This window comes from Stenotrophomonas sp. T8, from assembly GCF_051853085.1.
Classification (GTDB): Bacteria; Pseudomonadota; Gammaproteobacteria; order Xanthomonadales; family Xanthomonadaceae; genus Stenotrophomonas; species Stenotrophomonas sepilia.
Map to the genome: position 1 here is coordinate 774,425 of NZ_CP195329.1, position 22,749 is coordinate 797,173.

Annotated in this window: 14 protein-coding genes; 9 read left to right on the top strand and 5 right to left on the bottom strand. The window is 67.5% G+C overall.

Annotation, left to right across the window (positions count from 1 at the left end; genetic code table 11):
* Positions 1-71: 71 nt before the first annotated feature.
* Complete coding sequence (locus ACSDHM_RS03705) at positions 72-947, bottom strand: PhzF family phenazine biosynthesis protein (RefSeq protein ID WP_439426666.1); 876 nt, start codon at positions 945-947, stop codon at positions 72-74.
* A gap of 75 nt (positions 948-1,022) precedes the next feature.
* Here ACSDHM_RS03705 and ACSDHM_RS03710 point away from each other — a divergent pair, with 75 nt between their 5' ends.
* From ACSDHM_RS03710 to ACSDHM_RS03725, 4 genes are all read left to right on the top strand, one after another.
* Positions 1,023-3,617, top strand: a complete 2,595-nt coding sequence (locus ACSDHM_RS03710) for a bifunctional aspartate kinase/diaminopimelate decarboxylase (protein WP_072168632.1) — start codon at positions 1,023-1,025, stop codon at positions 3,615-3,617.
* A 76-nt stretch (positions 3,618-3,693) separates the two neighbouring features.
* Positions 3,694-5,046, top strand: a complete 1,353-nt coding sequence (gene murL, locus ACSDHM_RS03715; RefSeq protein ID WP_439426667.1) for a UDP-N-acetyl-alpha-D-muramoyl-L-alanyl-L-glutamate epimerase — start codon at positions 3,694-3,696, stop codon at positions 5,044-5,046.
* On the top strand, positions 5,027-6,436 hold the full coding sequence (gene murD, locus ACSDHM_RS03720; RefSeq protein ID WP_088496734.1) for a UDP-N-acetylmuramoyl-L-alanine--D-glutamate ligase: 1,410 nt from the start codon (positions 5,027-5,029) through the stop codon (positions 6,434-6,436). The genes murL and murD overlap by 20 nt, the downstream gene beginning before the upstream one ends.
* A gap of 95 nt (positions 6,437-6,531) precedes the next feature.
* Positions 6,532-7,065, top strand: coding sequence for a hypothetical protein (locus tag ACSDHM_RS03725; protein WP_088496735.1), 534 nt, complete (start codon positions 6,532-6,534; stop codon positions 7,063-7,065).
* An 87-nt stretch (positions 7,066-7,152) separates the two neighbouring features.
* Here ACSDHM_RS03725 and ACSDHM_RS03730 read toward each other — a convergent pair whose 3' ends face one another.
* The gene (locus tag ACSDHM_RS03730; protein WP_088496736.1) at positions 7,153-7,746 is read right to left on the bottom strand and encodes an SMI1/KNR4 family protein; all 594 of its coding nucleotides are present in this window, start codon (positions 7,744-7,746) and stop codon (positions 7,153-7,155) included.
* A gap of 133 nt (positions 7,747-7,879) precedes the next feature.
* Between ACSDHM_RS03730 and ACSDHM_RS03735 the strand changes: the two genes are divergently transcribed.
* A complete protein-coding gene (locus ACSDHM_RS03735) occupies positions 7,880-8,671 on the top strand; it encodes a dienelactone hydrolase family protein (RefSeq protein WP_111007893.1) in 792 nt (263 codons plus the stop codon).
* Positions 8,672-8,858: 187 nt separating this feature from the next.
* On the opposite strand, the gene ACSDHM_RS03740 is transcribed toward ACSDHM_RS03735, so the two are convergent.
* Positions 8,859-9,857, bottom strand: a complete 999-nt coding sequence (locus ACSDHM_RS03740; protein ID WP_111007894.1) for a polyprenyl synthetase family protein — start codon at positions 9,855-9,857, stop codon at positions 8,859-8,861.
* 214 nt (positions 9,858-10,071) lie between these two features.
* On the opposite strand from ACSDHM_RS03740, the gene ACSDHM_RS03745 reads away from it, so the two are divergent.
* On the top strand, positions 10,072-11,685 hold the full coding sequence (locus ACSDHM_RS03745; RefSeq protein WP_111007895.1) for an alpha-glucosidase family protein: 1,614 nt from the start codon (positions 10,072-10,074) through the stop codon (positions 11,683-11,685).
* 278 nt (positions 11,686-11,963) lie between these two features.
* On the opposite strand, the gene ACSDHM_RS03750 is transcribed toward ACSDHM_RS03745, so the two are convergent.
* Positions 11,964-14,720 (bottom strand): TonB-dependent receptor, encoded by a 2,757-nt coding sequence (locus tag ACSDHM_RS03750; RefSeq protein ID WP_334271301.1) that lies wholly within the window; start codon positions 14,718-14,720, stop codon positions 11,964-11,966.
* Between the two features lie 275 nt (positions 14,721-14,995).
* The gene (locus ACSDHM_RS03755) at positions 14,996-17,050 is read right to left on the bottom strand and encodes a glycoside hydrolase family 97 protein (protein WP_439426668.1); all 2,055 of its coding nucleotides are present in this window, start codon (positions 17,048-17,050) and stop codon (positions 14,996-14,998) included.
* 237 nt (positions 17,051-17,287) lie between these two features.
* Between ACSDHM_RS03755 and ACSDHM_RS03760 the strand changes: the two genes are divergently transcribed.
* From ACSDHM_RS03760 to ACSDHM_RS03770, 3 genes are read left to right on the top strand one after another with little or no spacing between them, the layout of a single operon-like run.
* Positions 17,288-19,477 carry a Six-hairpin glycosidase-like protein gene (locus tag ACSDHM_RS03760; protein ID WP_439426669.1) on the top strand — a complete coding sequence of 730 codons (2,190 nt, stop codon included), beginning with the start codon at positions 17,288-17,290 and terminating at the stop codon, positions 19,475-19,477.
* Positions 19,474-20,961, top strand: a complete 1,488-nt coding sequence (locus ACSDHM_RS03765) for an MFS transporter (protein ID WP_439426670.1) — start codon at positions 19,474-19,476, stop codon at positions 20,959-20,961. Before ACSDHM_RS03760 ends, ACSDHM_RS03765 begins: the two co-directional genes overlap by 4 nt.
* Complete coding sequence (locus tag ACSDHM_RS03770; RefSeq protein WP_072168642.1) at positions 20,961-22,676, top strand: alpha-amylase family glycosyl hydrolase; 1,716 nt, start codon at positions 20,961-20,963, stop codon at positions 22,674-22,676. Before ACSDHM_RS03765 ends, ACSDHM_RS03770 begins: the two co-directional genes overlap by 1 nt.
* Positions 22,677-22,749 lie beyond the last annotated feature (73 nt).

The following is a 22,749-nucleotide window of genomic DNA, read 5'->3' on the forward strand; positions in this document are numbered from 1 at the left end:
CGGTTGTAGAGCCGAGCCCATGCTCGGCTGTGTCGGGGTGTGAGAAGAAGCAGCCGAGCGTGGGCTCGGCTCTACAGCCAACGGATCTGGCCGTCGATGACCGGCTGCACCTGGCCGCCGATCCACACCGTGCCCTGCGCGTCGACCTGCACCTGCACGCGGCCATCGCGGCCCACTTCGCGGCCCTGGCTGGCCACGTAGCGGCCTTCGCCGCCGGGCAGGGCATCGCGCTGCCGCAGCCAGGCGCCGATCAGCGCATTGGCGCTGCCAGTGACCGGGTCCTCGGGCACGCTGGGGGCATCGGCGGGGCAGAACGCACGCACCACGCGGGCATGGCCGGCGCCGGCTTCGTCGGCGAACACCGCCACGCCGGTGGCATCGGTGGCAAGGCTCCAGTCGGCCAGCGCGGCCATGTCCGGTGCCAGCTCGCGAACGGCGGCGGCATCGCGCAGTGGCAGCAGCCACCAGCGTGCGCCGTTGTCCCAGAGTTCGGGCGCCTGCCCGTCGGCAGCGAGCGCCAACAGCGCGGCGGGCGCTCCGCCTGCCTCCGTGTCCAGTTGCCGTGCCGGCGGGCAGGCCAGCTGGATCTCCAGTGCCTCGGCCGGGCCGCTCACCCGTACTGGGAGCAACCCTGCCGCGCATTGCTGCAGCAGGGCGCCGTCGCGCGGTTGGGCCAGGCCGCAGGTCACCGCCGCCCAGGCGGCACCGACGCTGGGGTGGCCGGCGAAGGCCAGCTCACGGGTCGGTGTGAAGATGCGGATGTGGTAATCGGCGCCGGGCGCGGTGGGGCGCAGGAAGAACACCGTCTCGGACAGGTTCAGCCAGGTAGCCAGGGCCTGCATCTGGCTGCTGGAGAGCGCGTCGGCGTCCAGGATGACGCCCAGTGGATTGCCGGTTCCGGGGCGGGGGCCGAAGACATCGAGCTGCAGGTAACGGAGGACGGCCATCTACGGGGATATTGCGCTTAGAATCGAAGGTTCCGCCCCCGAGGGCGGCTTCCCCACATTCTACATAGCCAATCCATGTCAGCTTCCCCCCTTGTCGATCGTTGGATCGTACTGAAGTTCGGCGGCACCTCGGTGTCGCGTCGTCACCGCTGGGACACGATCGGGAAGCTGGCGAAAAAACGCGCGGAAGAGACCGGATCGCGCGTGCTGGTGGTGGTATCGGCGCTGTCCGGGGTCACCAACGAACTGACCGCGATTGCCGACGGCGCGCCGGACAGCGGTGATCGCGTGGCAGCGCTTGTCGAGCGGCATGAGGGCTTCCTGGCCGAACTCGGCCTGGGCCGCGAGGTGCTGGCCGAACGGCTGGCGGCACTGCAGGGCCTGCTCGACGATGCGCGGGCGGCCACCCGTCCGCTGGATTGGCAGGCCGAAGTGCTGGGCCAGGGCGAGCTGCTGTCCTCCACCCTGGGCGCGGCCTATCTGCGCGCCTCGGGCCTGGACATGGGCTGGATGGATGCCCGCCAGTGGCTGGACGCGATGCCGCCGCAGCCGAACCAGAGCGACTGGTCGCAGCGGCTGTCGGTGAACTGCCAGTGGCGCGCCGACGCGGAGTGGATGCAGCGCTTCCGCGCGCAGCCGACCCGCCTGCTGATCACCCAGGGCTTCATTTCGCGGCATGCCGATGGTGGTACCGCCATCCTCGGCCGTGGTGGCTCGGATACCTCGGCGGCGTACTTCGGTGCGCTGCTCGGCGCCAGCCGGGTGGAGATCTGGACCGATGTGCCGGGCATGTTCAGCGCCAATCCGAAGGACGTGCCGGACGCGCGCCTGCTGACCCGCCTGGACTATTACGAAGCGCAGGAAATCGCCACCACCGGCGCCAAGGTGCTTCACCCGCGCTCGATCAAGCCGTGCCGCGATGCCGGCGTGCCGATGGCCATCCTCGATACCGAGCGCCCGGAACTGCCGGGCACCAGCATCGATGGCAGCGCCGCACCGGTGCCGGGGGTGAAGGCGATCAGCCGCCGCAATGGCATCGTGCTGGTGTCGATGGAAGGCATCGGCATGTGGCAGCAGGTCGGCTTCCTGGCCGATGTGTTCAACCTGTTCAAGAAGCACGGCCTGTCGGTGGACCTGATCGGTTCGGCCGAGACCAACGTCACCGTGTCGCTGGACCCGTCCGAGAACCTGGTCAACACCGATGTGCTGGCCGCGCTGTCGGCCGACCTGTCGCAGATCTGCAAGGTGAAGGTGATCGTGCCGTGCGCGGCGATCACCCTGGTGGGCCGCGGCATGCGGTCGCTGCTGCACAAGCTGTCGGACGTGTGGGCGACCTTCGGCCGTGAGCGCGTGCACATGATCTCGCAGTCGTCCAACGACCTGAACCTGACCTTCGTCATCGACGAGGCCGATGCCGATGGCCTGCTGCCGATCCTGCACGCAGAGCTGATCGACAGCGGCGCGATGCCGGTGGAGGAGACCGAAGTGTTCGGCCCGCGCTGGCGCGAGATTGCCGGCACCGTGCGCCCGCGCGGCACGCCGTGGTGGCGCGGCCAGCGTGCGCACCTGCTGCAGCTGGCCGATGCCGGTACGCCGCGCTACGTCTACCACCTGCCGACGGTGCGCGCCCGCGCCCGTGCGCTGGCCGCGATCAAGCCGATCGACCAGCGTTACTACGCGATCAAGGCCAACAGCCACCCGGCCATCCTGCAACTGCTGGAAGCGGAGGGCTTCGGCCTGGAGTGCGTGTCGCACGGTGAGCTGAAGCATGTGTTCCAGCACCTGCCGGAACTGTCGCCCAAGCGCGTGCTGTTCACCCCCAGCTTCTGCCCGCGCAGCGAGTACGAGGCGGCGTTCGCGCTGGGCGTGACCGTGACCGTCGACAACGTGGAAGCGCTGCAGCGCTGGCCGGACCTGTTCCGTAACCGCGAGCTGTGGCTGCGCGTCGATCTGGGCCGGGGTGAGGGCCACCACGCCAAGGTCCGTACCGGTGGCAAGGAGTCCAAGTTCGGCCTGCCGATCGCCCGCGTCGACGAGTTCGTGCGCGCGGCCACCGAACTGGGCAGCCGCGTGGTGGGCCTGCATGCGCACCTGGGCAGCGGCGTGGAAACCGCGCAGCATTGGCGCCTGATGTGCGATGAGCTGGCCGGTTTCGCCCGCCGGATCGGCAGCGTGCAGACCATCGATATCGGTGGCGGCCTGCCGATTCCGTACAGCGACGAAGACGAACCCTTCGACCTGGACGCCTGGGCCGAGGGCCTGGCCGAGGTAAAGGCACTGCACCCGGCATTCCGCCTGGCGATCGAGCCGGGCCGCTACCTGGTGGCCGAATCGGGCGTGCTGCTGACCCATGCCACCCAGGTGGTGGAAAAGGACGGCGTGCGCCGTGTCGGCCTGGACGCCGGCATGAACGCACTGATGCGCCCGGCGCTGTACGACGCCTGGCATGACATCGAGAACCTCAGCCGGCAGGGGGGGTATGCCGAAGCGGCGTTCGATGTGGTCGGGCCGATCTGTGAATCCAGCGATGTGTTCGGCAAGCGCCGCAAGCTGCCGGTGTCCACTGCGCCGGACGACGTGATGCTGATCGCCGATGCCGGTGCCTACGGCTATGTGATGGCCAACACCTACAACCAGCGGAAGCTGCCGCGCGAAGACGTGATCGAATGACCACCGCGCGCGCCCTGCACCCGCCCACCGACACGCCCCGCGCCTTCGCGCGGGCCCGTGCCTGACCGGATACACCATGACTGCTTTCGACAAACACCAGGTTTCCCGCTTCCGCTTCGTCCGCTGCGACTTCGCAGCGGATACCGGCGTGGCCCGGCTGGTCTACGCCTTCGACGACGGCCCGGAGATGGTGGAAACCATCACCGTGCCCGGCGCCCCGTTCGTGCTGGACGAGGCGCGCGCCGCCGCCGTGCAGCGTGCGCTGCAGCTGCTGCACCTGATCGCCGGCGTCAGCTACTACAAGGCCGGCGTACCGGATACGGTCAGCATCGACAGTTACAGCATCGATGCCGATACCGCCGCACTGGTGGAGACCATTTACCTCAACGGCCTGGGCGAATTCGCCTACCGCAACGGCCTGAACCTGCGCGGCCGCTTCCGGTTGCCGGTGCAGGGCGAGGCCGTGCAGGCGCCGGCGCTGGGCCTGCGGCCGCACGCGCTGGTGGCCATCGGCGGCGGCAAGGATTCGCTGGTCAGCATCGAAGCGCTGCGCCGTGCCGGCGTGGACGAAACGGTGACCTGGATCGGTGGCTCGCAGCTGATCCGCGCCTGTGCCGAGCGCACCGGCCTGCCGACACTGAACCTGGGCCGTGCGCTGGCGCCGGAACTGTTCGAGCTCAACCGCCAGGGCGCCTGGAACGGCCACATCCCGGTCACTGCGGTGAACTCGGCAATCATGGTGCTGGCCGCGTTGCTGCAGGGCGTGGACCAGGTGGTGTTCTCCAACGAGCGTTCGGCCAGCTACGGCAGCCAGATTCCAGGCACCGGCGAAGTGAACCACCAGTGGTCCAAGGGCTGGGTGTTTGAACAGGCCTTCGGCAGCCATGTACAGGCGCACGTTGCGGCGGACCTGCAGTACTACTCGCTGCTGCGCCCGTTGTCCGAGCTGGCGGTGGCCCGCCAGTTCGCCAAGACCGATTTCTACGACGCGCACTTCTCCAGCTGCAACCGCAATTTCCACATTCTTGGCGAGCGCCCGGTGAACCGCTGGTGCGGCGTCTGCCCGAAGTGCCATTTCGTGTTCCTGGCGCTGGCTCCGTTCATGCCCAAGACGCGCCTGGTGCGCATCTTCGGCCGCAACCTGCTGGACGATGCCGAGCAGGCCGCTGGCTTCGACGCGCTGCTGGAGTTCCAGGACCACAAGCCGTTCGAGTGCGTGGGCGAAGGCCGCGAATCGCGTGCGGCGATGGCGACGCTGGCGCAGCGCCCGGAGTGGAAGGAAGACGTGCTGGTGAAGCGCTTCTGCAACGAGATCCAGCCGCAGCTGGATGCCGCCGAACTGGAACTGGCACCGCTGCTGCAACTGCAGGGCGAGCACCGCGTTCCGGCTGCGCTGTGGGAACGGGTGCGTGAAGATTTCGAAGCTTGAAGGAAAGCGCGTCGCGCTGTGGGGCTGGGGCCGCGAGGGCCGCGCCGCGTTTGCGGTGCTGCGTGAGCGCCTGCCCACGCTGCCGCTGAGCCTGTTCTGCCCGGCGGCCGAAGTCGGGGCCGCGCGCGTGGAAACACAGGGCGCGCTGGACGTGCGTGGCGAGCCTTCCGCTGAAGCGCTGGCCGCGTTCGACGTGGTGATCAAATCGCCCGGCATCAGTCCCTATCAGCCGATCGCGCTGGCGGCGGCAGCGCAGGGCACCACCTTCATCGGCGGCACTGCGCTGTGGTTCGCCGAGCATGCGGCTGACGATGGCATCGTGCACGACACCGTGTGCGTGACCGGCACCAAGGGCAAGAGCACCACCACCGCGCTGGTCGCGCACCTGTTGCGCGCGGCCGGCCACCGCACCGGACTGGTCGGCAACATCGGCCTGCCGCTGCTGGAAGTGCTGGACCCGCAGCCAGCGCCCGAGTACTGGGCCGTCGAGCTGTCCAGCTACCAGACCGGTGAAGTGGCGCGCAGTGGCGCCCACCCGCAGGTGGCAGTGGTGCTGAACCTGTTCCCGGAACACCTGGACTGGCACGGCAGCGAACAACGTTACATCGAAGACAAGCTGCGGCTGGTGACGGAAGCCGCACCGCGCATTGCCGTGCTCAATGCCGCCGATCCGCACCTGGCGGCACTGTCGCTGCCCGATAGTGAGGTGGTCTGGTTCAACCAGCCGCAGGGCTGGCATATGCGGGGCGACATCGTGCATCGCGGCGAACAGGCGGTGTTCGATACCCGCAACACGCCGCTGCCGGGCCGCCACAACCGCGGCAACCTGTGCGCGGTGCTGGCTGCACTGGAAGCGCTGGGCCTGGACGCGGTGGCGCTGGCACCGGCGGTGCAGGATTTCCGCCCGCTGCCGAACCGCCTGCAGCGGATTGGCGTGGCCGATGGCCTGACCTACGTCAACGATTCGATCAGCACCACGCCGCATGCCAGCCTGGCTGCGCTGGAGTGCTTCGCCGGGCAGCGCATCGCGCTGCTGGTGGGCGGGCACGACCGTGGCCTGGACTGGACCGACTTCATGCAGCACATGGCGCACGATGTGCCGCCGGTGGAGATCGTGACCATGGGCAGCAACGGCCCGCGCATCCACGCGATGCTGCAGCCGCTGGCCGACGCCAGCCGCTTCGGCCTGCACGCTGCGGGCGATCTTGCCGAGGCGATGGCGTTGGCGCGCACGGCGCTGGGCGCGCAGGGCGGGGTGGTGCTGCTGTCGCCGGGTGCGCCGAGCTTTGGTGCTTACCGCGACTACGTGGCGCGTGGCCGCCATTTCGCCGAACTGGCCGGATTCGATCCGGACAGCATCAGCGCGATTCCGGGGTTGGGCATCGCCTGATCCGCCGGATCGGGGTCGGATCCCTTTCCTCAGGAAAGGGCTCTGACCCCGGCGAGTTACCATGGGCGCATCCCCGGACGGACCCGGATAGCCGCGTGTGCACCTTCATTACCCTGTTCCTGCCCGCATCCTTATCGCACATTGAAGCCGCCGCGATCATGCAGCGCAGTGGCCGGCGCCTGTTTGCGCAGGATTCGCCCAGCCTGCAGTCAGCGGTCGGGTCCGGTTGGCAGCCGTGGTTGAGTGCCGTGCACTGCGATTGCGGCACGTCGCTGGCCTCGGCGCAGGCGGTTCGTGAGTGGAACAGCGATGCCGAACGCTGGCGGAAGAAGGGCTGGAGCGAAGCTAAGATCGCGCGCGCGTTGGCGGCGCAGTTGGCGCGGCATGAACAGGATCAGCAGGCACGCCGCGATGAAGCCCTGGACGATGCCGGCCAGTGGTTGCAGCGTATCGATGCGCTGTTGCAGGCTGGGGCCGCGCGCATCGGCCTGCTGGTGCGCGACTACGACGGTCCGGTGGGTGCCCGGCAGCCGAAGCCGCCGGAACGCCGCTGGCCGCGCGCGCATCTGGCGGCGTCGGATCTGCTGGCATTCGAGCCGGGCACGTTGCACTGGATCGAACGCGGGTAGTGCCGGCCGCTGGCCGGCAACCTGCGGGGAAATTCATCCACGCATGGCGTGGCTCTACTGTAGAGCCACGCCCATGCTCGGCTGCCTTCATTCGTCTTCGTCGATGAACGCGTAATCGCCATCGATCAGCTGCTGCAGGTACGCATCGAAGCTCGGCGCAATGACTGCATAGCTGTCCGGATCGTGCAGGTAGCGCACCACCTGGCCGACGGTGCCACCCGGTGCCGGATCGAAATCCAGGTACAGCATCGAGGTGCCGCCGTTGTTCATGCAGTGCGAGAAGCACAGGCGCCTGCTCATCGGCAGATCACCGTCGATGCCTTTACCCAGGATCTCCGGCTCGTCATCCAGCCACTCTTCGTAGATGGAACGGATGCTGTCGTCCCACTGCTGCTGGTCCTCGAAGATCTGCGCGACTGATCGCAGGTAGTACGGGTAGCCACCGTCCTCCACGTCCGAGCCCAGCATCAGTACGCAGACCTTGCCGCCGGGGTACTCCCGGTAGTGGGTGCCATCCACGCGCGATAGGAGTTCCACCAGGCTGTCCGGCACCTGCGGCCACTGCACACGCAGGCGCTGCAGGTCCTCGGCGCTGGCGCCCTGGACATATGCCCACTGCGGGGCATCCTCGGCAGGCAAACGCGGGATCAGGCCAGACAGAAAGCGATCAACAGGATTCATGCGAAAAAAGGGGACGGAGGGGATTAAGTCGTATCCAACCACACCTGCGTCACGCCGCCAATGCAGAATGCGACGCGGGAGGGGCGAAAACGGCTTAATCCCCTCCGTCCCCTTTTTCTTGCGGAGCAGGCGCATGAATCGTTGGCGATGCGGTGTGGCGATGATGCTGGGGCTGGCGGCGATGCCGGCGTGGGCGGCGATGAAGACGCAGCCGGTGGAGTGGAAGCACCAGGGCACGACCTTCAGTGGTGTGCTGGTCTATGACGATGGCGAGCATGACAAGCGCCCCGGCCTGGTGATGGTGCCGAACTGGAAGGGCGTGAACGAGTCGGCCATCGAGAAGGCCAAGCAGCTGGCCGGTGATGACTACGTGGTGCTGGTGGCTGATGTCTACGGCAAGGACGTGCGGCCGAAGAGCGATGCGGAGGCGGGACCGGTGGCCAGCAAGCTGCGCAACGACCGGCCGCTGCTGCGTGCGCGTGCACTGGAAGCGGTGAACGTGCTCAAGGCGCAGGCCGGCAAGGTACCGCTGGATGCCAGCCGGATCGGTGCGGTCGGTTTCTGTTTCGGTGGCACCACGGTGCTGGAGCTGGCCCGCGCCGGTGCGCCGCTGGCCGCTGTGGTCAGCCTGCACGGTGGGTTGGGTTCGCCGCTGCCGGCGCAGGCCGGTGGCGCCCATCCGTCCGTGCTGGTGCTCAACGGGGCCGATGACAGGAGCGTGACCGCCGAGGACATCGCCGCTTTCCAGAAGGAAATGGATGCGGCCAAGGTCGATTGGGAGTTCACCAACTACAGCGGTGCCGTGCACTGCTTCGCCGAGCGCGACGCCAACAGCCCACCGGGCTGCCAGTACAACGAGCGGGCGGCCAAGCGCGCGTGGAAGGCGCTGGATGAATTCTTCGAGGAACGCTTCGAGAAGCGTTGAGCCGTGCAGTGGTAGTGCCGGCCGCTGGCCGGCATTCCCGTGACACCCGCAGCATCATGAGGTTGCCGGCCAGCGGCCGGCACTACCAGATGCGGTCAATGCGAGCGTTTCCGTGCCGACCAACGGTCGGCACCCACCGGAATGCCGGTGGGTGGGTGCCGACCGTTGGTCGGCACACCTCAACCCATCAATGCGAGCGCTGCACCGCGTAGCGGGCCAGGCCACGCAGGGCGGCCACGGCATCGTTGTCGGCCAGGCCATCCAGGGCACGCTCGGCGGCTTCGGCGTACTCTTCGGCACGGCGGCGGCTGTACTCCAGGCCGCCGGTGGCGCGGATCGCGGCCAGCACTTCCGGCATTGCCGAGGCGTCGCCGTCCTGCACGATGGTGCGCAGGCGCTCGCGGGTAGCGTCATCGGAGTGGGCCATCGCGTGGATCAGCGGCAACGTGGCCTTGCCCTCGGCGAGGTCGTCGCCCAGGTTCTTGCCCAGCTCCTCGGCGTTGGCCGAGTAGTCCAGCACGTCGTCGGCGATCTGGAATGCGTAACCCAGGTGCATGCCGTAGTCGAACAGGGCCTGCTGGGTGGCTTCATCCACGCCGCTGGCCAGCGCGCCCAGGCGGGTACCGGCGGCGAACAGCACCGCGGTCTTGCGCTCGATCACGCGCAGGTAGGCGGCTTCGTCGGTATCCGGGTTGTGCACGTGCAGCAGCTGCAGCACTTCACCCTCGGCGATGCGGTTGGTGGCATCGGCCAGGATCTGCATCACCGGCATGCGCTCCAGCTCGACCATCAGCTGGAAGCTGCGCGAGTACAGGAAGTCGCCCACCAGCACGCTGGGCGCGTTGCCCCACAGCGCGTTGGCGGTGCTGCGGCCACGCCGCAGGCTGGACTCGTCCACCACGTCGTCGTGCAGCAGGGTAGAGGTGTGGATGAACTCGATGATCGCCGCCAGCTGGTGGTGCTCCGGGCCGGCGTGGCCGACCGCGTGGCCGGCCAGCATCACCAGCATCGGGCGCAGGCGCTTGCCGCCGGCGGAAATGATGTGGTCGGCGATCTGGTTGATCAGCACGACGTCCGAGGACAGCCGGCGCCGGATCAGGGCGTCGACGGCGGCCATGTCGGCCGCGGCAAGCGACTGGATCTGGGGCAGGCCCAGGGCGGGACGGGTGTCTTCGGTGATGGTCATGCGATCAGGCTTTCAGGCTCACCATCGATTATAGGCGCTGGCCGTGAATTCGGGCGCAAACGGGCCCGAGCGGCAATTCCAGCCCGGCCTGCGCGGCCCTTCGCGTGAATACGTATGCAGGTTGCGCCATGCCCGCGAGGCCACCGCTAAGCTTGCCGGATCAGGATTTCGGCCCGCTGCCGGCGGGTCCCGCATGCCCGGAGGGGGGCTGTCGATGTCGCACTATCCATGGTGGCGCGGAGCCGTCATCTACCAGATCTACCCGCGCAGTTTCCTCGATGCCAACGGCGATGGGGTGGGCGACCTGCCGGGCATCATCGAGCGCCTGGACCACATTGCCGCGCTGGGCGTGGATGCGATCTGGATCTCGCCGTTCTTCAAGTCCCCCATGGCCGACTTCGGCTACGACATCGCCGACTACCGCGACGTCGACCCGCTGTTCGGCAGCCTGGACGACTTCGACCGCCTGCTGGCCAAGGCCCATGGCCTGGGCCTGAAGGTGATGATCGACCAGGTGTTGAGCCATACTTCGATCGAGCACGCCTGGTTCCGCGAGAGCCGCCAGGACCGCAGCAATCCGAAGGCCGACTGGTACGTGTGGGCCGACCCGCGCGAGGACGGCACCCCGCCGAACAACTGGCTGTCGCTGTTCGGTGGCGGCGCCTGGCAGTGGGAGCCGCGCCGTGAGCAGTACTACCTGCACAACTTCCTGGTCGACCAGCCGGACCTGAACTTCCACCACCCGGACGTGCAGCAGGCCACCCTGGACAATGTCCGTTTCTGGCTCGATCGCGGCGTGGATGGCTTCCGCCTGGATGCGATCAACTTCTGCTTCCACGATGCGCAGCTGCGTGACAACCCGCCCAAGCCGGCGGAGAAGCGGGTGGGGCGCGGCTTCAGCCCGGACAACCCGTACGCCTACCAGTACCACTACTACAACAACACCCAGCCGGAGAACCTGCCGTTCCTGGAGCGCCTGCGCGCGCTGCTGGATCAGTACCCGGGCGCGGTCAGCCTGGGCGAGATCTCTTCGGAGGATTCGCTGGCGACCACCGCCGAGTACACCCGCGATGGCCGCCTGCACATGGGTTACAGCTTCGAGCTGCTGGTGGATGACTACAGCGCGGCCTATATCCGCGACACGGTCTCGCGGCTGGAAGCGGCGATGACCGAAGGCTGGCCGTGCTGGGCGGTGTCCAATCACGACGTGGAGCGGGCGGTCAGCCGCTGGGGCGGCCACCCGGCCGATCCGCGCCTGGCGCGGATGCTGGTGGCGATGCTGTGCTCGCTGCGCGGCTCGGTCTGCCTGTACCAGGGCGAGGAGCTGGGCCTGGCCGAGGCCGAGGTACCGTTCGAGGCACTGCAGGACCCCTACGGCATCACCTTCTGGCCGAACTTCAAGGGCCGTGATGGCTGCCGCACCCCGCTGCCATGGACCGATGCGCCGTTAGCAGGTTTCACCAGCGGCCAGCCCTGGCTGCCGATTCCGGCCGAGCACCGGGCGGCGGCGGTGGCCGTGCAGGAACGCGACCCGCACTCGGTGCTGGCGGCGTTCCGCGCGTTCCTGGCCTGGCGGCATACCCAGCCGGCGCTTCTGCATGGCAGCATCAGATTCCTTGAAAGCGCCGAGCCTGTGCTGCTGTTCGAGCGTATGCTTGCAGATGAAACCCTCCTGCTGGCCTTCAACCTGTCGGCCGAGGCGGTGACCCATCCGCTGCCGCCGGGCAACTGGCAGCAGGTGGCGGTACCGGGCCCGGATGCGGGCACGGTGCAGGGCAACGAACTCCAGCTGCCGCCGCGCGCGGTGTATTGCGCCCGACGCAGCTGACCGTTTTCTCCGGTGGCGGTACTTGCGGGGACGGGGCCGAAGCGCCCCGTCCCTTTTTTGTGGGTGGGATTCCAGAGAACGGCATCCACGCATGGCGTGGATCTACGGGTTGGAACGTCGCTGCATGGGCCTTGCCGATCACGTGCTGGCATCCGCGCATAAGAAAACCCGCTGCCTGCGCAGCGGGTTTCCGGTCCTGCTCCCTTTGTGTTGCCGGCCAGCGGCCGGCGCTACCGGGTTCGGGGTGCCAGCCAGCGGCCGGCACGACCCGGCCGTGATCAGAACTTGTAGTTCACGCCCAGCATGTATGTGCGGCCCCACTCGATGTACTCCAGCGGGCGGTCCTTGCTGCCGGCGTAGGTGCGGTACGGCTCGTTGGTCAGGTTGCTGCCCTGCAGAAGCAGGGTCAGGCCACGCAGGGCACTGCTGTCGCTGAAGGTGTAGCTGATCTGCGCATCGGTCACGTTCTCGCCGACCACGTAGCGCAGGCTGCGGTTGCCGTTGAAGTTGCCGATCTCGCCGATGAAGTCCGAACGGCGGCGCTGGCTGACGCGTGCTTCAAAGCCGCTGCGCTCGTAATAGGCGGTGAAGTTGTACACGCGCTTGGACAGGCCCGGCAGGCTGATCGGATCACTGCCAACGCTGGAGGCGCTCTCCGGGTCCAGGATGGTGATGTCGCTCTTGTTGAAGGTCGCGCTGGCCTGCACGCCGAAGCCACGCAGGCTGTCGGTCAGCATCTCCAGCGGGAACGATGCGGTCAGTTCCAGGCCCTTCAGCGTGCCGCCCTTGCCGTTCTGCGGGGCGGAGAAGGTGCCGGTGGTCAGCACCGGTGCCGTCATGCCCGGCGGCGGCACGTAGCTGCCCAGCAGCGCGGTGAAGTCGTAGTTGTCGACCGATTGGGTGTAGACGTAGCTCTTCAGGTCCTTGTAGAAGATCGCGGCGGCCACGTAGGCCTTCTCGCCAAAGTACTTCTCGTAGGACAGGTCCAGCGCGGTGGCACGCCACGGGTCCAACAGCGGATTGCCGCCGCTGCCGCCGGGGCGGCCGGTGCCGGTGTCCACGCCGAACTCCAGGCCGGCGCGCATCTGGTCCACGCGCGGGCGTGCGACCTGCTTTGCAGCGGCGAAGCGCAGCGTCTGCTGGTGCGGGAACAGGAAGGCCAGGTTCAGGCTCGGCAGCCAATCGTTGTAGGTGCGGCCGTTCGAGTACGGCTGCACGTTGTTGCCGGCCGACTGCGAGCTGTCCCAGTAGCGCGAATCCGAACTCTGGTCGGTGTGCTGCATCTGCACGCCGATGTTGCCGCGCACGCCGACGTCGCCGATGTCGGCGTTGATGTTCAGGCGCGCCCAGGCGGTGGTGATCTTCTCCTGTACCGTCCACGACTTGGGAATCAGGTAGTCCAGGTTGTCGACCGGGTTGAAGGTCATGTAGCGGCCCACCGCGGCCGGTACGTTCCAGGCCGGGATGGTGCCGAGGCCGGCGAAGCCCAGGTTGACCGGGCGGTACTGCAGGTCCGAGGCGATGTTGGCGTCGCCCTGCGCACCCAGCAGGATGTTGCCTTCGGACTGGGTCTTCACCTTGCGGCGGTCGGCGTAGTTCACGCCGATGTCGATGTCCGGCGCCCACGACGCGACGGCGTCGGGCAGGGCGATGGTGGCGGCCAGCTTGCCACCCTTCAGGCGGTCTTCCACCTTCGGCACCTTGCCGTAGCCGGAACCATAGATGGTGTTGGTCAGGAACAACGCATCCGGGTTGGAGTAGTTCAGGCCCGGGCTGATCTGCGAGAAGCCGTCCTGGCGGATCGACACGCCGACCGTATCCAGCTGCGGCATCGGCGTCAGCTGCAGGTTGTTTTCCAGGTTCAGCTCGTCGCGCGTGGCCTTGGAGTAGTTCAGGTCGGCGACCAGCTTGACGCCACTGAAGTTGAACTCGTTGTTCCAGCCGAACGCGTCGATCTTGTCCTTGCGCTTGTTGTACATGCCGCGTACCAGCGGGTACACGCCGCTGGCGGTGCCGCCAGTGAACGAACCATTGGCGTTGACCTGCGGGTTGCTGACCAGCAGGCCCGGGGTGTAGTTGCCGTTGTAGTTGCTGAGGTTCAGCTCGAACTGGTTGGCGGTGTCGATCTGCTCGGCTTCGGTGTGGAACGCATCGAAGGTGCTGGTCCAGCTGTTGTTCGGCCGGAACTGGATCGTGGCCATCACGCCGTCGCGCTTGTTGTTGCCGGTGCGGCGCAGCGCCTTGATGCCATCGGAGAAGTAGGTGCCGGCACCCACGCCCGGACGGTCGCCCTTGTCGGTGTGCTCGGTGGTCCACGGTTCGTACAGGCCGACCTGGTTCTCCTGGATCGGCATGTCGCTGTGCGCATAGCCGATGGCGATGCCCAGGGTCTTGTCCAGGAACTGGTCGATGTAGCTGGCGCTGAAGCGGTTGCCGTACGGATCGGTGTTGGCGGCGCGGCCCAGCGAGCTCTTCTGGTAGCGGCCACTGACCGCGATCACGCGCTCGCCGAAGCTGAGCGGGCGCGCGGTCTGCATGTCGATGGTGCCCGACAGGCCCTGGCCGACCAGTGCCGCGTCAGGGGTCTTGTACACGGTCACGCCGTTGACCAGTTCGGACGGGTACTGGTCGAACTCGACGCCACGGTTGTCGCCAGTGCTGACCACTTCGCGGCCATTGAGCAGGGTGGTGGCGAAGTCCGGCGACAGGCCGCGGACGCTGATCACCTGCGCGCGGCCCGCCACGCGCTGGGCGGCCAGGCCGGGCAGGCGCGAAATGGACTCGGCGATGCTGACGTCGGGCAGCTTGCCGATGTCTTCGGCGGAGATCGCTTCGACCACCGAGGTGGCGTCCTGCTTGACCGCGATCGCGCTCTCGATGCCGCGGCGGATGCCGGTGACCTGCACCGTATCGAGGTTGGTGGCGGCGGTGCCGGCCGGTGTGGTGGTGTTCTGCGTGGACTGTGCCGACGCCAGTGTCGGCGCCAGGACAACGGCCAGCGCGATGCTCAGCGCGCTGCGCTTGTGGTTCAACATTTTCCCCTCCCAGGCAATGTTGCAGATCGATTTGTGAGCGTTCCGGCGGGGCCGTGAACGTGCGACGCGGTGGCCGCTGTCGTCGCCGCTATGGTAGGCAGCGCGTTCTTCGCGGGAATCACCCTGCATACGTATTCAATGGCGTCTGCAGGGATGTAATCGCTTTCAAGTGTCTCGTTCTGTAGAGCCGAGCCCATGCTCGGCTGCATTTCGGTGCTACGCACCGCCGCCCGAGCGTGGGCTCGGGCGCTACGGGGGCGCAGGCAGGAAAACGTTCAGCGGATCGGCGTGAAGCGAATGGCCTGGCCACCGCCGGGTGCCAGCACCAGCGTCAGTGCATCGGCGCTGGTCACTTCGCGGGTTTCGCGAACGAACGCGAACGGGTTGCTGCGGAAATCTGCGCCTTCACCATCACGGTAGATCTCGGCGCGGTAGCGCACGCCAGGTTCCAGGAAGCCCAGTGACACCGGCAGCACGCGGCCGTGTTCATCGGTGATGCTGCCGAGGAACCAGTCGCGGCTGTTGCGGTCGCGGCGCACGATCGTCACGTAGTCACCCACTTCGCCATCGAGCACGCGGCTCTGCTCCCAGTCCACCGCCACGCCCTCGATGAAACGGAACGCCTCGCGATGCTGCAGGTAGTGTTCGGGCAGGTCGGCGGCCATCTGGATCGGGCTGTACAGCACCACGTACAGCGCCAGTTGGCGGGCCAACGTACTGGGGATGGCCTGGCCGTGGCGGCCCTTCAGGCTGAGGATGCCGGGGGTGTAGTCCATCGGCCCGGCCAGCATGCGGGTGAACACCAGGTTGACCTCGTGCTCCGGCGGGTTCGGTGGCTGGCCCCAGGCGTTGTACTCCATGCCGCGTGCGCCTTCGCGCGAGATCCAGTTGGGATAGGTGCGGCGCAGGCCGGTGTCCTTGATCGGCTCATGCGGGTTCACCGACAGGTGCCGGCGCGCGGCTTCCTGCACCACCTTCAGATGGTGGCGGGCCATGAACTGCCCGTCATGCCACTCGCGCCACAGTGGGCCCCCCGTGGGATTGCGGCGGTCGACCTGGCCGTCGTCGCAGACGTAGCCGGTCTTGAACTGGTCCACGCCCAGCCGTGCGTACAGGTCCAGCGCGGCGTCCAGCTGGGCCTCGTAATGTTCGATGGCGCAGCCGGTTTCATGGTGGCCGATCAGGTGCACGCCTTTCTTCAGGCCATACGCCGACAGCGCTTCGATGTCGAAATCGGGCGTGGCGCGGGTGAAATCGAAGTCGTAGCCATTGCCCACCCACATGCCGTCCCAGCCTGGGTTCCAGCCCTCCACCAGCACGCCGCGGAAGCCGTGCGCCGCGGCGAAGTCGATGACTTTTTTCGTCTTGGCGGTGGTGGCCGCGTGCTTCGGCCCGGTCGCCCAGCTCTCGTTGTCCAGGTGCATCGACCACCACACGCCCAGGTACTTGGCTGGCTTCACCCAGCTCACATCACCCAGTGCGTTGGGTTCGTTGAGGTTGAGGATCAGGTCCGATTCGACCAGGCCGCCGGCACGGTCGGCGATCTGCAGCGTGCGCCACGGCGTGGCGAAGGGCAGGGTGCGGCGCACCTTCCAGCCTTCAGCCGAGGGCGACAGCTGCGCGCGCAGGCGCTGGCCCTCGCTGCGGCGCAGCCACATGCCGGCGTAGTCCACCAGCGCAGCCTCGTGGATCGCCACGTGCAGGCCATCGCGGCTGCGCAGGGTCATCGGCGTATGCACCAGCGGTACTTCGCGCAGCGGGGTGCGCTGGTACAGGTACTCGTAGTGGATCGGCTCGCCGGCGGGGATCCACCAGGCGGTGGAGTCCTGTGCGATGGCGAACTCGGTCAGCTCGTCATCGATGATGGCCTCGTGCAGATTCGGCTGTTCGGGGAATACGTAGCGGAAGCCAAGGCCATCGTCGTAGACGCGGAACACTATATCCAGCCGGCGCTTGCTGCCGGTGGTTTCGGCCAGCTGCACGATCAGCTCGTTGAAATGGTTGCGGGTGAGCCGGCGTTCGCCCCACGGCTGGTCCCAGGTGTCATCGACGCTGCGCCGCTGCTGGCCCAGCAGAGTGAAATCGCGGTCCAGGCGACCGTCGCGCAGGGCGAAGCCGAGCTTCGAATCCTCCACCACAGTGTCGCCCAGGCGCTCGACCCGATAGCGGGCCGTGCCGCCGTCCAGCACCAGGCTGACCTTCAACACCTTGCCCGGCGATTCGACGCTGGCCACCTGGGGCGCGGCCTGTACCAGCGTGGCCCATCCGATCAGGGCCAGGCCCAGCATGTGCGCGAATACCGCGCGTACAGCAGTGGGTGACATCGGCAATTCCCCTCCCAAGGCGCCGTTGGCAGACCCAGACCATAAGCCAGCGCGTCGGGTGCGCTACCGCGCGACGCCATGAATACGTATGCAACTGGACGCAGCCGACAGCCCCGCGTCTACCATGGCGCCAGGGCACCTTGAGGGAGGGGCCGCGCCCGCCCGCCGGCAACGACGGTGCGGACCTACAACGCGTGCAGAGAGGGAGGGAGGCCGACGGGCGCGAGCCGGTCCGCCGCTTCGATGCTGAAGATCATTTGCCTGACCGCTGCCCTGGGGGCAGCGCTGGGGACGACCGCGCAGGCGGCCGACCTGCAATTCGACGGCCGCCATGCGCGCGCCGAAGCCGCTGCCAAGGGCAGCTTCGTGCTGCATGCGCCGAAGCGCGAGGTGCGCATCGCGCCGATGCCGATGCGCTGCCAGACCGGCAGCGTGATGTTCGATGCCCTGTTCGCACTGGCCCAGCAGGAGATGGACCAGGACCGCGTGGATGCGATCCGTGATCCCGCCTTCGACGAAGGCCGGCCGGTGCCCTGCGAGTGCTTCCAGACCGGCGCGCGCTGGCCCTATGTGTGGACGCGCGATGTCAGCTTTGCCGCCGATCTGGCGCTCGCACGCCTGGACCCGAAGCGCACCCGGCAGTCGCTGCAGTTCAAGCTGTCGGCGGCGCGCGATGGCCATACGCCCGGCCTGTTCGTTGCGCAGGACACCGGCTCCGGCGGCAGCTGGCCGATCAGCAGCGACCGCGTGGTGTGGTTCCTGGCCGCGCGTCACCTGCTGCAGGATCGCGCGTTTGCCGACCAGGTCTGGCAGGCGCTGCAGGCCACGCTGGCGCAGGACCGCGCGATGGTGTTCGACGTGCAGATGGGCCTGTACCGCGGCGAGACCTCCTTCCTGGACTGGCGCGAGCAGACCTATCCAGACTGGACCCGCGAGGATGTGCGTTTCATCGGTGATTCCTACGCACTGTCCACCAACGTGCTGCACTACCAGGCACTGCGCCTGGCCGAACGCCTGGCCGGGCAGCACGGCGATGCCCGCGCGGCCGACTACAAGGCCTGGGCCGATGCATTGGCGCAGCAGATCGATGCGCGCTTCTGGCGCGAGGATATCGGCCAGTACATGAGCTACATCGGCGAAGCCGCGCACCCGGTACCGTACGCCAAGGTCGATCTGCTCGGCCTCTCGCTGGGCATCCTCGCCGAGGTGCTGCCGCCCGAGCGCGCGCGGCGTGCGCTGGCGGCGTATCCGATGGGCCCGGCTGGCAGCCCGGTGGTCTGGCCGCAGGAAGCACAACAGCCGATCTATCACAACCGGGCGATCTGGCCGTTCGTCAGTGCCTACTCGCTGCGTGCGGCGCGGCAGCTGGACGATGCGCCGCGCATCGCCGCCGAGATCCGCTCGCTGATGCGCGGTGCCGCGCTGGCCGGCTCCAACATGGAGAACTACGAACTGGTCACCCAGGCCGTCCATGTGGATGAAGGCGCGCTCAGCGGGCCGGTGGTCAATTCGGAGCGCCAGCTGTGGTCGGTGGCTGGATATCTGTCGATGGTGGTCGAGGGCGTGTTCGGCGTGCAGGACGATGGCCGCGTGCAGCCCAAGCTGCCAGCCGCGCTGGTCCCCGAACTGTTCGGCAAGCAGCGCCGCATCTCCCTGGAGGCCGATGGCAAGCGCTATGTGCTGGAGCGACCGAAGCAGGTGGGTGATGGCCTGCTGGTGGCGGGCGAGGTAAAGACGCGTGGTGCCACCACCACCGTGCAGCTGGTGGCCACCGCAGCGGCACCGCGCAGCGTGGCGACGACGGCCGACGCCAATGCGCGCGCACCGGCCACGCCGGCCGCACCGCAGGCGCGACGCGAGGGCAGGGGCTGGAATGTCGAGGTCGCTGCCGGCCAGGTGCTGTGGCAGGACGGCCGGGCGCTCACCGCCAGCAATGGCCTGGCACGCATCGGTGACGATGGCCTGCAGCATTGCCTGAGCCTGACCCGGCGCGACGGCGCATTGGAATCGCTGCACAGTCCGATGGTCTGCGTCGGTCCGCAGCAGCGATTGAAGGGTGCCGAGCGCTGGCAGTTCACCTCGGCCAAGGCGGGGCAGGTGCGCCTGCGCCTGCAGTACAGCAACGCGAATGGGCCGATCAACACGGGCGTGACCGCCGCGGTGAAGCAGCTGGTGCTGCAGTGCCCGGGCCAGCCGTTGCAGCGGCACACCGTCACCCTGCCGCACAGCGTGGCCGTGCAGGACTCGACCTCGGCGACGTTTCCGGTGCCGAAGGGCCGATGCGCGGTCACGCTTGAAGAGGGCTTCAACATGAGCACACTGCAGCACTTCGCGCACTACACCGGGGGCAAGGGCGGGCGCGACGGCGTGCTCAACCAGGCGCAGGTGCAGGCGCTGACGGTGGCGCCCGTGGCCGTAGAGGGCGCGCGATGAATCGCCCCGCCAAACCCCAGCTGTCGTTCTGGCAGATCTGGAACATGTGTTTCGGTTTTCTCGGCATCCAGTTCGGCTTCGCCCTGCAGAATGCCAACGCCAGCCGCATTTTCGAGACGCTGGGCGCGGACATCGACGCGGTACCGGGGCTGTGGATCGCCGCGCCGCTGACCGGCCTGCTGGTGCAGCCGGTGATCGGTTACCTGTCCGATCGCACCTGGACGCGCTGGGGGCGGCGCCGTCCGTTCTTCATGATCGGTGCGGTGCTGACCACGCTGGCCCTGCTGGTGATGCCGAATTCACCGACGCTGTGGATCGCGGCCGGCACGCTGTGGGTGCTCGATGCCTCGATCAACGTATCGATGGAGCCGTTCCGAGCCTTCGTCGGCGACCAGCTGGCGCCACGCCAGCGTCCGGCCGGCTATGCGATGCAGAGCTTCTTCATCGGTGTGGGCGCCATCGTCGCCAGCTTCCTGCCGTTCATCCTGGCCCATTTCGGCGTTGCCAATACGGCCGCCGCCGGTGAGGTGCCGGACACCGTGCGCTATGCGTTCTACTTCGGCGCGGCGGTGCTGCTGGCGGCAATCACCTGGACGGTGGTCAGCACCCGCGAATATTCACCAGCAGAACTGGCTGCCTTCGATGATGCCGAGCCGCCGGCGCATCATGCGGGAGCGGTGATCGACGGCCCGGCGCCATGGACGCGGGTGGCCCTGTGGCTAGGGCTGGGTGTGCTGTTGGCGCTGCTGATCACCTGGCGGCAAGGCGACAGGATGCTGTACGTGCTGGCAGGCCTGTGCGCCGGCTACGGCCTGCTGCTGGCGGCCGCGCGCGTGTTGCCGGCCACGCATATGCTGGCCGCCATCGTCGGCGACCTGCGCGCGATGCCGGTGACCATGCGCCGCCTGGCGTGGGTGCAGTTCTTCTCATGGTTCGCGCTTTTCGCCATGTGGATCTACACCACTGCTGCGGTGGCCGGTACCCACTTCGGTTCGACCGATCCACAGTCGGCGGCCTACAACGAAGGTGCCAACTGGGTTGGCGTGCTGTTTGGCGCCTACAACGGCTTCGCTGCGTTGGCGGCGGTGCTGATTCCACCGATGGTGCGTGCGATCGGCCTGCGCTGGAGCCACCTGGTCAACCTGTGGCTGGGCGCTGCCGGCCTGGTCTCGCTGATGTTCATCCGCGACCCGCACTGGCTGCTGCTGTCGATGGTGGGTGTGGGTTTTGCCTGGGCATCGATCCTGTCGTTGCCGTATGCACTGCTGTCCGACAGCGTGCCTGCGTCGAAGATGGGTGTGTACATGGGCATCTTCAATTTCTTCATCGTGATCCCGCAGCTGGTGGCGGCCAGTGCGCTTGGCTTTGCCCTGCGCGCATGGCTGGGTGGCCAGCCGATGCATGTGCTGGTGCTGGGCGGCTGCAGCCTGTTCGTCGCCGGCCTGTGCGTGCTGCGGGTTCCGTCCCGTCCGGAGGTGGTGTGATGCGTGGTGTCCTGGCTGTTGCCGTTTCCCTTGCCCTGTTCGCCGGCCAGGCCGTGGCCACGCCGCGCCCGGACTACGTCGGCACCACCGAACCGTTCGCCAGCGATGCGGTGTACTTCGTGGTCACCGACCGCTTCGTCAACGGTGATCCATCCAATGACCATCGCGACCAGGGTGGCGCGCACCGCACCTTCGACATCCCGGTGCCATGCCCGGACAAGGTGGACGGCAACATTGGCTACCTCGGCGGCGACTTCCGTGGCGTGCTCGACAATGCGCAGTACATCCGCAACCTGGGTTTCGGCGCGGTGTGGATCACGCCGATCATCGACAACCCCGACCAAGCTTTCACCGGCAGCAAGCCGATCAGCTGCACCAGCACGCTGACCGACCGCGGCAAGACCGGCTACCACGGCTACTGGGGCATCAACTTCTACAGACTCGATGAGCACCTGCCCAGCAGGGACCTGGACTTCGCCGGACTGACCAAGGGCCTGCACGGTGCCGGCCTGAAGGTGGTGCTGGACATCGTAGGCAACCACGGTTCGCCGGCCTGGACCATGCCGACACGGCAACCGCAGTTCGGTCAGATCTTCGACAAGGATGGAAAGTTGATCGCCGACCACCAGAACCTGCCGCCGCAGAAGCTGGACCCGGAGCACAACCCGCTGCACGCGTTCTACAACAACATCGGTCCGGTCGACAGCAAGGACGGCTCGATCTTCGACGGCAACCTGGCCGAGCTGTCCGACTTCAACCAGGACAATCCGGCGGTGATGGATTACCTGGTCGGCGCTTACCTGCAGTGGACCGCGCAGGGCGTGGACGCATTGCGCATCGACACCATCGGCTGGCTGCCGCACCCGTGGTGGCATGAATTCGTCAAGCGCATCCGCGCCGAGCATCCGGGCATGTTCATGTTCGGCGAAGCCTTCGACTACAACGCGGCGACCATTGCCGAGCACACCTGGCCGGCCAACGCCAATGTCAGCGTGCTCGACTTCCCGTTGCGCGGTGCTCTGGAGCAGACCTTCGGCACCGCCGGCAAGGGCTTCGAGACGCTGGCCGAGCCGCTGCACCTGAGCGGTGGCCCGTATGCCAATCCGTACGAGCTGATGAGCTTCTACGACAACCACGACATGCCGCGCCTGCAGGCCAGTGACAACGGCTTCATCGACGCGCACAACTGGCTGTTCACCGCGCGCGGCATTCCGGTGGTCTATTACGGCTCGGAGACCGGCTTCATGCGTGGCCGCGCCGAGCACGCAGGCAACCGTGCCTACTTCGGCCAGCCGAGTGTGGACGCTGCGCCGCAGAGCCCGATCTTCGCGCCGCTGCAGCGCATCGCCAAACTGCGTGAAGCGACCCCGGCACTGCAGCGTGGCTTGCAGGTGAACGAGCGCCTGCACGGCGACGAAGCGGTGTTCCTGCGCGTGCTGCAGCAGGAAGATCTGGCGCAGACGGCGCTGGTGCTGCTGAACAAGGGCGATGTGGCGCGCACCTTCGAGGTGGATCGCTACCTGCAGGCCGGCACGTGGCGTGACGCGCTGGATGGCGGCACGGTGAAGGTCGAGCGGCAGCTGAAGACTAACGTGCCGGCGCATGGGGTAAAGGTCTATGTGCTGGACGCCACCGTGCAGCAGCCGGCACTGCAGGCCGAACTGGACAAGGCGATGGCTGACCAGCGGGCACGGGACCAGCGCCTGGGGCGGTAGTGCCGGTCGCTGGCCGGCAACTCATGAATCCATGGTCCCTTCAGGTGCCGGCCAGCGGCCGGCACTACCGGGG

Excerpts from the sequence above, each read along its gene's own strand:
- ACSDHM_RS03745 (WP_111007895.1), top strand. The coding sequence starts at position 10,072 with ATGTCGCACTATCCATGGTGGCGCGGAGCCGTCATCTACCAGATCTAC.
- ACSDHM_RS03740 (WP_111007894.1), bottom strand. The coding sequence starts at position 9,857 with ATGACCATCACCGAAGACACCCGTCCCGCCCTGGGCCTGCCCCAGATC.
- murL (WP_439426667.1), top strand. The coding sequence starts at position 3,694 with ATGACTGCTTTCGACAAACACCAGGTTTCCCGCTTCCGCTTCGTCCGC.
- ACSDHM_RS03770 (WP_072168642.1), top strand. The coding sequence starts at position 20,961 with ATGCGTGGTGTCCTGGCTGTTGCCGTTTCCCTTGCCCTGTTCGCCGGC.
- ACSDHM_RS03705 (WP_439426666.1), bottom strand. The coding sequence starts at position 947 with ATGGCCGTCCTCCGTTACCTGCAGCTCGATGTCTTCGGCCCCCGCCCC.
- ACSDHM_RS03760 (WP_439426669.1), top strand. The coding sequence starts at position 17,288 with ATGCTGAAGATCATTTGCCTGACCGCTGCCCTGGGGGCAGCGCTGGGG.
- ACSDHM_RS03710 (WP_072168632.1), top strand. The coding sequence starts at position 1,023 with ATGTCAGCTTCCCCCCTTGTCGATCGTTGGATCGTACTGAAGTTCGGC.
- ACSDHM_RS03765 (WP_439426670.1), top strand. The coding sequence starts at position 19,474 with ATGAATCGCCCCGCCAAACCCCAGCTGTCGTTCTGGCAGATCTGGAAC.
- ACSDHM_RS03735 (WP_111007893.1), top strand. The coding sequence starts at position 7,880 with ATGAATCGTTGGCGATGCGGTGTGGCGATGATGCTGGGGCTGGCGGCG.
- ACSDHM_RS03750 (WP_334271301.1), bottom strand. The coding sequence starts at position 14,720 with ATGTTGAACCACAAGCGCAGCGCGCTGAGCATCGCGCTGGCCGTTGTC.
- ACSDHM_RS03730 (WP_088496736.1), bottom strand. The coding sequence starts at position 7,746 with ATGAATCCTGTTGATCGCTTTCTGTCTGGCCTGATCCCGCGTTTGCCT.